Here is a 12922-nt window from a genome sequence, read left to right on the forward strand (position 1 = left end):
TGAAGCCTCTTGGGTATGGGCTAATCATATAGCCCTGAACGCCGGAAAGGGAAACCGTCAGCGCAGGAGATCGGCCTTTGTCAGCCGCAGGTCGGAGGCGAGCCATGCGCGTTCCAGCCGTTTGAGTTCCTGCCCCAGCAGGGGCCCGGCAAAGCCGGGCAGGTCGGCGGCAGTGATCGGAAAGCCGGATTGCGCGCCGCGTGCCACCTCGGATTGCCAATCGTGCGGCAGGGGTTGTTCCAGGATTGCTGCGCGCGCCAGCAGCGCATCGGCGGCCAGATCGGCGCCTAGTTTCTGGCCCAGAACCGCGGGGGTATGGGGCGAGCCGATCGCTTCCCGCAAACGGGCGAGATCGCGCGCCTCGGCCCGCGACAGGCGCAGCGCTTCGGTCAGGTCTGCGCCACCCAGAACGGCCAGACGGCGCAGCCAGCGCGGGGGAATGTCCTGCTCCAGATGGATCAGCGGCGCGAGGGCGCGAGGATCGCTGCCGGGAAGCAGGGCGGGCAAGACGCCGGATTGCGCCATGCTGGCCACGGACGGGGCGGGATCGGGGGCCGCGAGCAGTTTGCGCATTTCTGCCCCCACACGTTCGCGGGACAGGGCGGCAAGGCCATCAATCCCGGCGGCGCAGGCGGCCAGTCCTTCGGCATCGATCCCGTTCGCGGGGTCGCCATACCAGGCGTGGAAGCGGAAAAAGCGCAGGATGCGAAGGTAATCCTCGCGGATGCGCGCGGCGGGATCGCCGACAAAGCGCAGGTGGCGGGCGCGCAGATCGGGCAGGCCACCCAGCGGATCGACGAGCGTGCCGTCGGGCCGGGCGTAGAGCGCGTTCATGGTAAAGTCGCGGCGGGCGGCGTCATCCTCGATCCGGCTGGAGAAGGCGACCTTGGCGTGGCGGCCATCGGTCTGCACATCGCGGCGGAAGGTTGTCACCTCATGCGGGCGTTTGCGAATGATGAAGGTGACGGTGCCGTGTTCGATGCCCGTAGGGATGACCTTGATCCCGGCATGGGCAGCAAGGGCCATGGCCTGTTCGGGGGTGGCGTCGGTTGCGATGTCGATATCCCCGATGGGCATCTCCAGCAGCGCGTTGCGCACGCAGCCGCCCACGAACAGCGCCTGATGCCCACCCGCCATGAGCGCCGCGCAAACGGCCTGGGCGGCGGGGTCTTCGATCCAGGCGCCTTGCAGGTTCACGGCTGCACCCTGTCGGCCAGCCCGCGCAGGATGCGGGCGGTGGCACCCCAGATGTAATAGGGACCGTAAGGCGCGGCGTAGTAACGCCGCCATTCATTGCGCCAGCGGCGGCGTTCGATGGCGAAGTTTTCGGGGTTCAGCACATGGTGCAGGGGAACGGTGAAGACCTCTTCCACCTCGCCCGCTTCGGGAACCGGGATGAATGGCGCGCGGACGAAACCCAGAACCGGGGTGACCGTGAAGCCTGTTACCGTTTCATGGGGCGGCAGGGTTCCGGCGATATCGACAAGGTCGGAAGAAAGACCCACCTCTTCGCGGCTTTCGCGAAGGGCGGTGGCAATGACGCCATCATCGCCCTGATCGACCTTGCCACCCGGCAGAGCGATCTGGCCGGGGTGGTGCTTCAGATGCGAGGCGCGTTTCGTAAGGATCAGGCGAGGGGTTTCGGGGTAAAGCCAGACCGCCACCAGTACCGCCGCCGGACGCAAGACGCGCCCGGGCGGCAGGGTGATGGCGGGGTTCAGGTCAAAATCCGAAGAGGGCCGCGCGGGGCGGTTGAGGGCCGCGCGCAGCTTGTCTTCGACGTCATGCATCCGGGGACTTTGTCGCCTCGAACCCGACAGTTGCCGGGTCCAGTTCGTAATGCGCGCTACAGAACTGGCAGTCTGCCGTGACCAGCCCTTCGGGCGTGGTCATGTAAGCGATGTCCTTGGCGGAATAGATGGACAGCGAGTTGCGGACCTTTTCCTCCGAACAGGAGCAGCCGAAACGGACCGGCTGCGCATCGAACACGCGGGGGTCTTCTTCGTGGAACAGGCGGACCAGCAGATCGGTGGGCTGCACTGTCGGGCCGATCAGTTCCATCTCTTCGACCGTGTCGAGAAGGAAGTTCACGCGGTTCCAGTTTTCGCCCTCTTCCCCCGACAGGATGTCGGCATGGGTGAGCAGGCCGCCTTCGCCTGTGGCACCGGCATTGGCGACAAAGGGAGATGCCTTTGGCATATGTTGCAGCATCACGCCGCCCGCGCGCCAATGCAGCGGCTGACCGGGGGTCTGGCTTTTGCCAAAGGTGACGGCAAAACGCGTGGGCAACTGTTCGGATTGCGCGAAATAGGTTTCCGCGCAGGACGACAGCGACCCGCCCGCGATGGGGGTGATGCCGGAATATGGGACGTTGCCTTCGCCCTGATCGATCAGCACGGCAAGATAGCCTTCGCCGATTTGGCTGAAGGGGTCGGCGTCGGGATCAAGACGGTCCTTGTCAAAGCTGGCATAGGCGCGGATGCGGGCGCTTTGCCCATCTTCGCTGGGGCCGTAGTAATCGGTCGCGATCAGGCGGGCGGGGCCTTTGCCGCGCACCTGCAACGACAATTTCCAGCGCAGCTTGATCGCCTGCCCGATGAGAGCAGTCAGCAGGGCGGCTTCGGCCACCAGCGCCTCGATCTGGGGGGGATAGTCGTGTTGGCGCAGAACCTGATCCAATACGCCGTCCAGCCGCGCCACGCGGCCGCGGATATCAGAGCGATCCAGCTGAAATGGCAGGACGGTATCGTCCCAGGCGAGTTGCGAGCCGATGGTCATTGGGTTTCCTGATTGTGCCTGCCCCGAATAGCGCGGCATTATGGGATGAGCAACTGTGGGGCAAAACAGATGATCCGTCGATATGGGGAGCCGTTGCAGCAAGGTCAACGGTACCGGCGCAGGCCGGGTGTCTATGCCATCTTGCTGGACGGGGATCACCTGCTGGCCACGCATCAGGCGGAACCGGTGCCGGAATACCAGCTACCCGGTGGTGGGATCGACAAGGGCGAGCATCCGATTGCCGCCCTGCACCGCGAGGTGTTTGAAGAAACGGGGTGGCGCATCGCGCTGGATCGGCGGTTGGGGGCGTTCCGGCGGTTCACCTATATGCCGGAATATGACTTGTGGGCCGAAAAGCTGTGCACCGTCTATCTGGCGCGGCCCGTGCGGCGGCTTGGCCCGCCATCCGAGGCGGGGCATCAGGCGGTGTGGATGTCCGTTGATGCGGCGTTGGAGGTGCTGGGCAACCCGGGCGACCGGGCGATGCTGGCCCGCGCGGTTGGATTCACGCGGTGATCTGCGGGCCGTGATAATCGAAGATCACGGCTGAAACATCGTCGGGAAAATCGGTCGTTCCGGCATGATTGGCCAGACCGGCGCGCAGGGCAGCATGCAGGGCATCGCCGCGCAAAGCGGCGGCATGGTGCAGGATGCGGGCGAGACCATCGTCGCCAAGATCGCCGCCGGGACCGGGGCATTCGGTGATGCCATCGGACGGAATGGCCAGCCGGTCGCCGGGTTGCAGGCGTAGGGTGACGGGTGGATAGGTGGCATCAGGGACCATTCCCACGGGAAAGCCGCCATCGCCGATCCAGACTGGCGAAAGATGGGGCGAGAGGTGCAGCGGGTGCGGATGACCTGCCTGCACCAGTTGGACGGTGCCATCGGAAAGGCAGATGTCGGCATAGATCATGGTCAGATACAGATCGCCCTGCTGATCGGCGCAAAGCAGGCGATTGAGCCGTTCGACCACCGCCTCGGGCGGGAGGGGGCGACCGTCAAGGAAGGCGACGTTCTGATCGCGGGATCGCCCGGACAGAAGCGCTGCAAGGCGCGCGGCCATGAGGGCAGAGGCCACGCCATGACCGGAGACATCAATCGAGAAAAGGGCGATTCGCCCCTGTTCGAGGGGAAACCAACCCACCAGATCGCCGCCAAGATGACCGGATGGCTGCATCAGGAAAACCGCCTCGGCCCCGTTCATCGGAACAACGGTTTCGGGGATGAGCGAAAGTTGCAAACGCCGCGCCTCGGCCAGATCGCGCTGAAGCGCGTCATAGAGGCGTTCAAGATCCTGATTGCGCTGCTGCAATTCGGTCTGCATTTGCAGGATGCGTTCGCCGGCGTGCAGGCGGGCCTGCAATTCGGCGGGGTCGATCGGTTTGGTCAGAAAATCATCCGCCCCGCTTTCCAGCCCATCCGCCACTGCCGCCGTGCCGGATTTCGCACTGATCAGGACGAAGTAGCTGTAGGCGTCGCCGGGGAGTGCCCGGAAAGCGCGGCAGAATTCCGGGCCCGACATGCCCGGCATGACCCAATCGCTGAGGACAATGTCAAACCGCGCCTCTTGTGCCAGCGCCAAGGCCTGCTGGCCCGAAGCGGCCTGCGCCACATCATAGCCCCAGCGGGCAAGCTGCAACGCCAGCATTTGCCGCTGTGCTGCGCTGTCATCGGTGACCAGAACACGCCGGGCCCCGACCGATTTTCCGAAATACCCCTGCACCCGAGACCACCCTTTTCCCACAGGCCTACCCTAGCGCCTAAGGCTTAACAGCCGGTCAAAGCTGCAAATTCGAGGTATTGATGCCGGGCGGATTTACCTTTGCTTGACGATGCGCGGGCAAGACTGCGGGGCGTGGGTTGTCTGCAAATGGGTGATGCAATGCTGGTGAACAGGGATCGTCTGGCCGCCCTGCGGGGCGAAATTGGCGAGGACGGGTTTGATGAAGTGGTCAATCTGTTCCTGCGCGAAAGCGAAGAAGTGGTGGCGCGGCTGGGCACGCAGCGGCAGGGTGGGCTGTCAGAGGCGGATCTGCATTTCCTGAAGGGAAGTGCGCTGACGCTGGGCTTTGACGATCTTGCCGATCTGTGCCGCCAATCCGAAACGGGCGCCGAGGTGCATCCGGCGACGTTGCAGGATGTCTGGGAACGCAGCCGTGCGGCGCTTTGGGCAGCCTAGATCAGGAATTCGGCCAGCACGTCATCGTTGGTGATGTCACGATAGGTGAAGGCGGCCTCGTCCAGTTTGGCGAACAGTTCGCGAAAACTTTCGGGGCGCTTTGTTTCGATCCCGATCAGGACAGAACCGAAGTTGCGGGCGGATTTCTTGAGGTATTCAAAGCGCGCGATATCATCATCGGGGCCGAGCATTCCCAGAAACTCACGCAGGGCGCCGGGGCGTTGGGGCATGCGCAGGATGAAGTACTTCTTCACGCCCGAATAGCGCTGGGCGCGTTCCTTCACCTCGGGCAGGCGTTCGAAATCAAAGTTCCCACCAGAAGTGACGCAGACCACGACCTTGCCACGAATTTCTTCGGCCAGTTCGGGCAGCACATCCACCGACAGCGCGCCTGCCGGTTCCAGAACGATGCCTTCGACGTTGAGCATTTCCAGCATCGTCACGCAGATGCGGTCTTCCGGGGCGAGGAGGACGTTTTCGACAGGCACCCAGTTGAGATGCGCAAAGGTCCGGTCGCCGACCCGCGCCACAGCGGCCCCGTCGACAAAGCTGTTCACGCGCGGCAGTTTCACCGGGGTGCCATCGCGCAGGGCGGCGAGAAGGCTTGCCCCGCCCAGCGGTTCGACAAATCGGTAATCGGTTTCCGGGGCCATCGCGCGCAAGTAGGCCGTGACGCCAGAGGACAGGCCGCCGCCGCCGACGGGCAGCACCACAAGATCGGGCGCGCGGCCAAGCTGATCAAGGATTTCGACACCCACGCTGGACTGACCTAGGATCACATCGGCATCATCGAAGGGCGACAGAAAATGCGCCGCCTGTTCGGTGCAGAAGGTTTGCGCCGCGGCAAGGGTCTGATCAAAGTAATCACCCGTCAAAACGATGCGGACATTGTCACCACCAAAGGCGCGGGTCTTGTCGATCTTTTGCTGTGGCGTGGTGACGGGCATGAAGATCGTGCCATCCACACCAAAATGGCGGCAAGCGAAGGCAACGCCCTGCGCGTGGTTTCCGGCGCTGGCGCACACGAAACTGCGGCGGTCGGGCGTGGTGTCCAACACCTTGCGCATAGCCGTGAAGGCACCGCGCAGCTTGTAGCTGCGGACGGGGGTAAGATCTTCGCGCTTCAGCCAGATATCGGCTTCATAGCGCTGCGACAGGTGTTCGTTGCGCTGAAGGGGTGTTTCAGGGAACAGCTCGCGCAGGGCATCCGTCGCCAGCCGGGCGCTTTTCGTGAAATCGCTCATTTGGCGGGAATCCCCTTATGCAGGCTTGATCCGATTGCGGCCATCAAATTCATCTTCCTTAATGTGGCCACAGAATTGCCATATGAAGGGCTTCAGCCTTTCTGCCGAACTCTCATAAGCGAGGAATAGACCATGTTCCATCCCAAGAAGGTAGTTGCTGTTCTTGGTGTTGCTACGTTGATGTTGAGCCCGGCCGTGCCGACCTTTGAACTTTTCGGCGCTGATGCGGCCTTTGCCAATAATGGCAATGGTGGTGGCAATGGCGGCGGTAATGGTGGAGGAAACGGCGGCGGAAACGGTGGTGGCAAAGGCGGCGAAAAATCCTCCGGCAACAGCAAATCCACTGGCGGCGACAAGGCAAACGGTCAGACCGTAGCGCGGGCAAAACCTGCTGCTGCCCAACCCAAAGCCGCAAGTGTTGAGGCCGATGAGGCCGTGACCTTCGCCGCGCGCGATCTGGGCAACATGAACGGGGCGATGAACGCCAACATCAACGCGGTGCTGGCGCATATTCGCAACGGCAACATGAACGGTCCGGTTGGCGCTGTGGCCGGGCTGGCGCTTGCCGATGCGCAGGCGGGCGATCTGGATGTGCAGGGCGTGCTTGACCGTGCCGAGGAATGGGCAGGGTACAACGCCGACTTGGCCGATGCACTGGGCGGAGCCTATCCTTCGGTGGACGACTATCTGGCCGCCCAAGAAGCCTTTGAGTCCTACGATGCTGATCTGGCGGCGTGGACTGAACAGAAAGCCCTTTATGATGCGGCGATTGCCGAACTGGGGATTGATCCAGCCGTTGACCCGATTCCCGAAGAGGTTGCCCTGCTGAACCCCGGCGATGCGCCCGCGGCAGTGGAGTTCGATGCAATCGCGGAACTGGACAGCCTGCTTGAAACCCCGCCGGAAGGAGAAGCCCCGACCGAGGAAGAGATTGCGGCCGCAGAAGCGGTGACCGATGCGGAAGCGGCGGTTCTGGCGTTGTGGAACAAGAACCCGGATGCGACGGATGAGATGTCGGATGAAGAAACCGCCCTGCTCGACTCTCTGCGGGCACGTTTTTCGGACGCCGACCTGGAGGCGATTGCCGAAGCGGCGGGTTCCTGACCGGGACCTGACGTGCGGTAGAAGGGGCGGCGCAGGCCGCCCCTTTTCCTTTGGGTGCCACCCTTGCCGCGATGGGCAAGACCCGATACACCGCGCGCCAATAAATCCCTTGGGAAAAGAGGCTGCGATGTTCAAGCCGAAGAAAGTTGTCCTTGCCTATTCAGGCGGTCTGGATACCTCGATCATCCTGAAATGGCTGCAAACGGAATATGGCTGTGAGGTGGTGACCTTTACCGCCGATCTGGGCCAGGGCGAGGAGCTGGATCCCGCGCGCGACAAGGCGATCTTGTTGGGGATCAAGCCGGAGAACATCCATATCGTCGATCTGCGCGAGGAATTCGTGCGGGATTTCGTGTTCCCGATGTTCCGCGCCAATGCCTTGTATGAAGGGCTTTATCTGCTGGGCACGTCGATCGCGCGGCCGCTGATTTCCAAGGAGCTGGTGCGGATCGCACAGGAAACCGGGGCCGATGCTGTGGCGCATGGGGCGACGGGCAAAGGCAATGATCAGGTGCGGTTCGAACTGGCCGTGGCGGCGCTGGACCCGGCGATCCGGGTGATTGCGCCGTGGCGTCTGTGGGATCTGACCAGCCGGACGAAGCTGCTGGAATTTGCAGAAACCAACCAGATCCCGATTGCCAAGGACAAGCGCGGCGAAGCGCCGTTCTCTGTTGATGCGAACCTGCTGCACACCTCATCCGAGGGGAAGGTTCTGGAGAACCCCGCAGAAGAAGCGCCGGAATTTGTGTACCAGCGCGTGGTTCCCGTCGAGAAAGCCCCCGATACGGCGGAATTCGTGGAAATCACCTTTGAGCGCGGCGATGCCGTGGCCATCAACGGTGAGGCGCTGTCGCCCGCCACCATTCTGGCGCGGCTGAACGATATGGGCGGACGGCATGGCGTGGGCCTGCTGGACCTGGTGGAAAACCGCTTCGTGGGGATGAAATCGCGCGGGCTGTACGAAACCCCCGGCGGAACCATCCTGTTGGAGGCGCATCGCGGGATTGAACAGATCACGCTGGATTCGGGTGCCGGGCATCTGAAGGATTCGATCATGCCGCGCTATGCCGAGCTGATCTATAACGGCTTCTGGTTCAGCCCCGAACGTGAGGCGTTGCAGGCGCTGATCGACAAGACGCAGGAGCATGTGACCGGGACGGTACGGGTGAAGCTGTTCAAGGGCGCGGCCAGGACGGTGGCGCGGTGGTCGGACCATTCGCTGTATTCGGAAAAGCACGTGACTTTTGAAGAAGACGCCGGCGCCTATGACCAGAAGGATGCCGAAGGGTTCATCCGCCTGAACGCGCTGCGGTTGAAGCTGATCGCAACGCGGAATGCGCGGGTGAAGTGATTGAAATGGCGGCGTTATCGCCGCCATTCCTTTCTTCCTGTCTATCGCCTAAGCTGCACTCGCTTGACGCACAGGTGCGTTGTACGAAGACTTAACAAGATTGATGCCATTCTCGGCGTCTATCTTGTTGACGTAGCCCTCACCAGAATCGGCAACCTTCCGACCGTTTGATGCGTACAGAGTCCACCGCCAATAGCTTGCTGCGTCCTTGTAGAGATAGAAGTACATATTGCGCTCCTTTCGGTCTTGCGCGTTGAAAAATAGGGCATCCGCCCTGCTAGTTTTCCACCGCTTTCCGCTTGACCCGAGCGCTTCATCCATGGGATTCTGCGACCGTGTTGCCAAACACTCTGCCGTCCGCGGTAGAATCACACCCACGGGTTGCAGCCCGTGGGTGTTTCCTATTTCGGGAACATTCCAGCGCGAGTCGAGTCGTTTTTTTGCCATGAGGTGCTGATTTTGCGCTTGACGCGTTTCCTACCACTTCATCTAGCGTCTTATTGGACTACATGGCTTTCTTATTGGCCTGCGCGTCCAGTGCGGCGTTAAGTTCTTCAGGCTGCCAGTCGCCCGCCAATGCCTCTGCCACCAAGGCAGCTTGTGTTTTGGGGGCCATGCCGCCCAGAGGCGGGTCGCGGTCGAGGTTGGTGGGGAAGCTGTAGCCTTCGGCGCTGGCGGCGATGGTGTTGGCGATCTGATCCGGGGTCAGGCTTCCATCCTGCTGCGCGGCGCGGAGGGTGGGATAAAGCGCCTTTACCATGGCGTTGCGATCCACAGTTTCCATTGCACGGCCATAGGCGGAGGAGACCTGAAACAGGTTCACCATGCGGCGGATATCGGCGCTGCGGTTGGCGCCCGCCGCGTGCAGGAGTGCGGGTGAGAAGAACAGCATATCACCCTTTTCCAACGGGATTTGCACATGGTTTTCAACGAAGTAGTCGCGCACATCGGCGCGGCCCATGGCGAGATAGCCTGCATCATAGGCCTGTGAGAACGGGAGGAGTTGGGTCGGGCCGGATTCGATGGTGGCATCGACATGGGCGATGGCGCCCTGCAGGGTGAGCAGGGGCGAGAAAAGTTGGACGTGGCGGGGATAGCGTTCAATCTGCGCGGCGGATTGAAAGCCGAGGTGATAATCGCGATGCGGTGACTGCGCCGCGCCGCCCGGATTGACCACGTTCAACTGCGCCGTCATCTGGTAGAACGGGCCAAGCCACGCCTCGGAAATCGCGGCCAGAAACGGGTTGGCATAGTAGCGGGCGAAGTTGCCGGGATCGGCAAGGCAATGTTTTTCAAGTGAATTCCACAGCCTGTCATTCGCCCCCGGCTTGGCGAAGTGATCCCCGCCACCGCTGCCTGCGCGGTTCTGATCGGCGATCAGCTGCCAGAAGATGGCGCTGGCCTGATCAAGCATATCCAGATCGGGTTCGGCATGTTTCAGGACCACGACGCCGGGGCCGGTGAGCATGGCATCGGCCCATTCGGCCATGAGGGCGCGACGCTCGGACGGATCGGACAGGGTGGGAAGAAGCGCAGGGCAATCGTAGATCAGGACATTCTTCTGAACATCGGCGGCAAAGGGGTAATCTGCCTTTGAAACCGTTTGGGAACAGAGGGTTATCAGGTCTTCGATACGGCAATCCTCGGCCCGCAGGTAGGCGCGGGCCGCGCGGGTGGCGGTTGTGGAATGGTTGAGCATGGGATCCTCCCCGATCCTGATTTCGGGAAGTGTGCGACGGGCGCGGCGCATGGGCAAGGGTGCGGCTGACGGTGTTTCGTCAAAGCTTGTGCGCGGCAAGCCTTTGATAATGCGGCAAAGCCTGTTCCACGAGGGGGGCATATTCGGCGGGCAGGGTGGGAAGCGGACCTTCGGGATCGCCAAAGCCGGTGGAGGCGTGAACCGCGTTGTACCAGTGCGGGGCCCAAACACCATCATAGGGCTTGGGTCCGGCGCGCCAGTGCAGCATGTTTTCCGTGAAGGGAATGCCCAGCGCGGTGCAGAGTTTTGTCAGTGATTCCCGTGGGTTGGCGCGGATATCGGCGCTGTCGATCACAAGGGGTGGGCGGCCTGTCCAACCGGCGACCTGATCGAAAAGCTCGGCCTGTTGGACAAAGCCGATATCGGCCAGTGTCGGGGCTTCGCGTTTCTGGCTGTAGCTGGCCACGACGCGGACGGGGTGGCGGATCAGGAAGACGTTGGTGAGCGCGCGCATGAAGCCCCGATCAAATTCCGGGATCATGTGGAGTGTCATATGTTTCTGATAATGCAGCGCTTTTCCATCCGGCGTCGGCCCGGTGCAGGTGGCGGCGATGCGGGTGGGATCGGTATCATCGGTGGCGATGATGGCATCGCGCATGGGGTGATCGATGCCCGTGCGCGCCAGATAGGCGGCGTAGAAGGGTTCGTCCCAGACGGCACAATCGCCGCGTGCAGCGAAGGCGTACATCATGGCGGTAGACAGGTTCCGGGGACCGGACCACATGGCGATTTTCATCTGTTTTCCCTGTGCAGACGGTGGTGCAGCGCGCTGTGCAGACAGTTGTGCACACGCTACGAACGGGCGATCAGGGCTTTGTAAAGATCGCGAAGGCGCTGGGTCATCGGCCCCATCTGCCCGTTGCCGATCTGTCGCCCGTCAATGCTGCCCACGGGGGTTTGCGCGCCGAAGGTGCCGGTCAGAAACGCTTCATCCGCGCCGTAGGTATCGACGAGGCTGAAGTTGCGTTCAAAGACCGGGATGCCGTTTTCACGGCAAAGGTCGATGACCTTTTGGCGCGTGATGCCGTTCATGCAGTAGTCGCCTGTGCTGGTCCAAACCTGGCCCTTGCGGACGATGAAGAAGTTGCAGGCATTGGTGGTGTTCACGAAACCATGGACATCGAGCATCAGCGCCTCATCCGCGCCGGCCTTTTGCGCGGCGATACAGGCGAGGATGCAGTTCAGTTTGGAATGGCTGTTCAGCTTTGGGTCCTGCGTCATGGGCAGGCCGCGCAGGTGGGGGACGGTGGCAAGAGTGATGGGGCGCGGGATTTTGGGGCGTGAGTGTTCCATGATGATGGCCACCGTCGGCCCCTGTTGCGACAGGCGCGGGTTCTGGAACGGCCGGGTCTTTACCCCGCGCGTGACCATCAGGCGGCAATGGGCATCCGTGACCATTGCATTGGCCTTTTGCGTCTCTAACACGGCGGAAATCATCTGATCCGGGGTCATCGCGATATCGAGGTCGATGGCCTTTGCCGCCTCATACAGCCGGTCCATATGTTCGGTTATGAAGGCCCATTTGCCATCGTAAAGGCGGATGCCTTCCCAGACGCCATCACCCAGCATGAAGCCCGAGTCGTAAACCGAGACGAGCGCATCCTTTTTCGGAACGATGCGCCCATTCACGTAGATCAGGATGCTTTCGTTGCGGATGTCTTCTTCGGCGGCGTGGGTAGAGACGTGATCTGTCATGGGTGGCCCCTGTTCTTTGCGGCAAAGGCTAAAGGGCGCGGGAAAGAAGGGAAAGGGGCGGCGTTACATGTACGGGCCGTCACCTTGCCGTGACATCACGGCAGGGTGAGTTGCCGGGCGCGGGCGGGCAGGAGAGGGTTTTCCCAAAAGGGAGACCGCCCATGCACCGCTTGTTCACCACCACCGCCGTTGCCGTAACCTTGTGCCTTTCTGCCGTCTTGGGCAGCGCCAGCCATGCCGCCACCGAAAAGGCGGTGGTTGCGGGGGGCTGTTTCTGGTGCGTGGAGGCGGATTTCGAAAAGGTCCCCGGCGTGCGATCGGTGGTGTCTGGCTATACCGGCGGCGCGGTGGCGGACCCAACCTACAAACAGGTGACGGCGGGCGGGACCGGGCATTATGAGGCGGTCGAGATCACCTTTGACAATTCGCAGATCAGCTATGACGAGGTGATGCGCCTGTTTCTGCGATCCATCGATCCGCTGGATGCCGGTGGGCAGTTCTGCGACCGGGGAGACAGCTATCGATCTGCCATTTTCGTCTCTGACAATGCCCAAAAGGCGTCAGCAGAGGCAGCAGTGGGTGAGGCATCGACGGCGTTGGGGCAACGGGTGGTGACGCCCGTTCTGGCGGCGGGACCATTCTATGCGGCGGAAGAGTATCACCAAGATTACTACAAAAGCCGGGACATCGTGATCACCCGCGCCGGGCCAAAGCAGAAGCGCAACGCCTATGCCTTTTACCGTGAGGGATGCGGGCGCGATGCAAGGGTAAAGGCGGTTTGGGGCGATCAGGCGGCCTTTGCCAAGTAGGCG

Annotated in this window: 14 protein-coding genes; 5 read left to right on the plus strand and 9 right to left on the minus strand. The window is 62.1% G+C overall.

All coding sequences use genetic code 11. From position 1 onward, the window contains the following. Nucleotides 1-57: 57 nt before the first annotated feature. The 3 genes from RSE12_01515 to RSE12_01525 are packed head-to-tail and all read right to left on the minus strand — an operon-like array spanning nt 58 to nt 2778. Nucleotides 58-1197, minus strand: a complete 1140-nt coding sequence (locus RSE12_01515; GenBank protein WRH63036.1) for a CCA tRNA nucleotidyltransferase — start codon at nt 1195-1197, stop codon at nt 58-60. Then, nucleotides 1194-1790 carry a CoA pyrophosphatase gene (locus tag RSE12_01520; protein ID WRH63037.1) on the minus strand — a complete coding sequence of 199 codons (597 nt, stop codon included), beginning with the start codon at nt 1788-1790 and terminating at the stop codon, nt 1194-1196. Before RSE12_01520 ends, RSE12_01515 begins: the two co-directional genes overlap by 4 nt. Beyond that, nucleotides 1783-2778, minus strand: a complete 996-nt coding sequence (locus RSE12_01525) for an Hsp33 family molecular chaperone HslO (protein ID WRH63038.1) — start codon at nt 2776-2778, stop codon at nt 1783-1785. The genes RSE12_01520 and RSE12_01525 overlap by 8 nt, the downstream gene beginning before the upstream one ends. Nucleotides 2779-2847: 69 nt before the next feature. Between RSE12_01525 and RSE12_01530 the strand changes: the two genes are divergently transcribed. Next, the gene (locus tag RSE12_01530; GenBank protein ID WRH63039.1) at nt 2848-3294 is read left to right on the plus strand and encodes an NUDIX hydrolase; all 447 of its coding nucleotides are present in this window, start codon (nt 2848-2850) and stop codon (nt 3292-3294) included. Here RSE12_01530 and RSE12_01535 read toward each other — a convergent pair. Next, nucleotides 3284-4501 carry a SpoIIE family protein phosphatase gene (locus RSE12_01535; protein WRH63040.1) on the minus strand — a complete coding sequence of 406 codons (1218 nt, stop codon included), beginning with the start codon at nt 4499-4501 and terminating at the stop codon, nt 3284-3286. The two genes, RSE12_01530 and RSE12_01535, sit on opposite strands and share 11 nt — an antisense overlap. Nucleotides 4502-4660: 159 nt before the next feature. On the opposite strand from RSE12_01535, the gene RSE12_01540 reads away from it, so the two are divergent. Then, on the plus strand, nt 4661-4957 hold the full coding sequence (locus RSE12_01540; GenBank protein ID WRH63041.1) for an Hpt domain-containing protein: 297 nt from the start codon (nt 4661-4663) through the stop codon (nt 4955-4957). Here RSE12_01540 and ilvA read toward each other — a convergent pair. Beyond that, nucleotides 4954-6201: a threonine ammonia-lyase IlvA gene (gene ilvA / locus RSE12_01545; GenBank protein WRH63042.1), complete on the minus strand. Its 1248-nt coding sequence runs from the start codon at nt 6199-6201 to the stop codon at nt 4954-4956. The genes RSE12_01540 and ilvA overlap by 4 nt on opposite strands. Nucleotides 6202-6333: 132 nt before the next feature. On the opposite strand from ilvA, the gene RSE12_01550 reads away from it, so the two are divergent. Both RSE12_01550 and RSE12_01555 read left to right on the plus strand, forming a co-directional pair. Then, nucleotides 6334-7305: a hypothetical protein gene (locus tag RSE12_01550; GenBank protein WRH63043.1), complete on the plus strand. Its 972-nt coding sequence runs from the start codon at nt 6334-6336 to the stop codon at nt 7303-7305. Nucleotides 7306-7432: 127 nt separating this feature from the next. Further along, nucleotides 7433-8656, plus strand: a complete 1224-nt coding sequence (locus tag RSE12_01555) for an argininosuccinate synthase (GenBank protein ID WRH63044.1) — start codon at nt 7433-7435, stop codon at nt 8654-8656. A 48-nt stretch (nt 8657-8704) separates the two neighbouring features. Here the strand turns inward: RSE12_01555 and RSE12_01560 are convergent, their stop codons facing one another. The 4 genes from RSE12_01560 to RSE12_01575 form a co-directional block, all read right to left on the minus strand. Next, complete coding sequence (locus RSE12_01560) at nt 8705-9103, minus strand: DUF1508 domain-containing protein (GenBank protein WRH63045.1); 399 nt, start codon at nt 9101-9103, stop codon at nt 8705-8707. Between the two features lie 58 nt (nt 9104-9161). Beyond that, a complete protein-coding gene (locus RSE12_01565; GenBank protein ID WRH63046.1) occupies nt 9162-10355 on the minus strand; it encodes a phytanoyl-CoA dioxygenase family protein in 1194 nt (397 codons plus the stop codon). Nucleotides 10356-10434: 79 nt separating this feature from the next. Next, complete coding sequence (locus tag RSE12_01570; protein WRH63047.1) at nt 10435-11151, minus strand: HAD family hydrolase; 717 nt, start codon at nt 11149-11151, stop codon at nt 10435-10437. A gap of 56 nt (nt 11152-11207) precedes the next feature. Continuing rightward, complete coding sequence (locus RSE12_01575; protein ID WRH63048.1) at nt 11208-12110, minus strand: D-amino acid aminotransferase; 903 nt, start codon at nt 12108-12110, stop codon at nt 11208-11210. 161 nt (nt 12111-12271) lie between these two features. Here RSE12_01575 and msrA point away from each other — a divergent pair, with 161 nt between their 5' ends. Next, on the plus strand, nt 12272-12919 hold the full coding sequence (msrA, locus tag RSE12_01580) for a peptide-methionine (S)-S-oxide reductase MsrA (GenBank protein ID WRH63049.1): 648 nt from the start codon (nt 12272-12274) through the stop codon (nt 12917-12919). Nucleotides 12920-12922 lie beyond the last annotated feature (3 nt).

The organism is Fuscovulum sp. (assembly GCA_035192965.1).
In the GTDB taxonomy this organism is placed as follows: domain Bacteria; phylum Pseudomonadota; class Alphaproteobacteria; order Rhodobacterales; family Rhodobacteraceae; genus Paragemmobacter.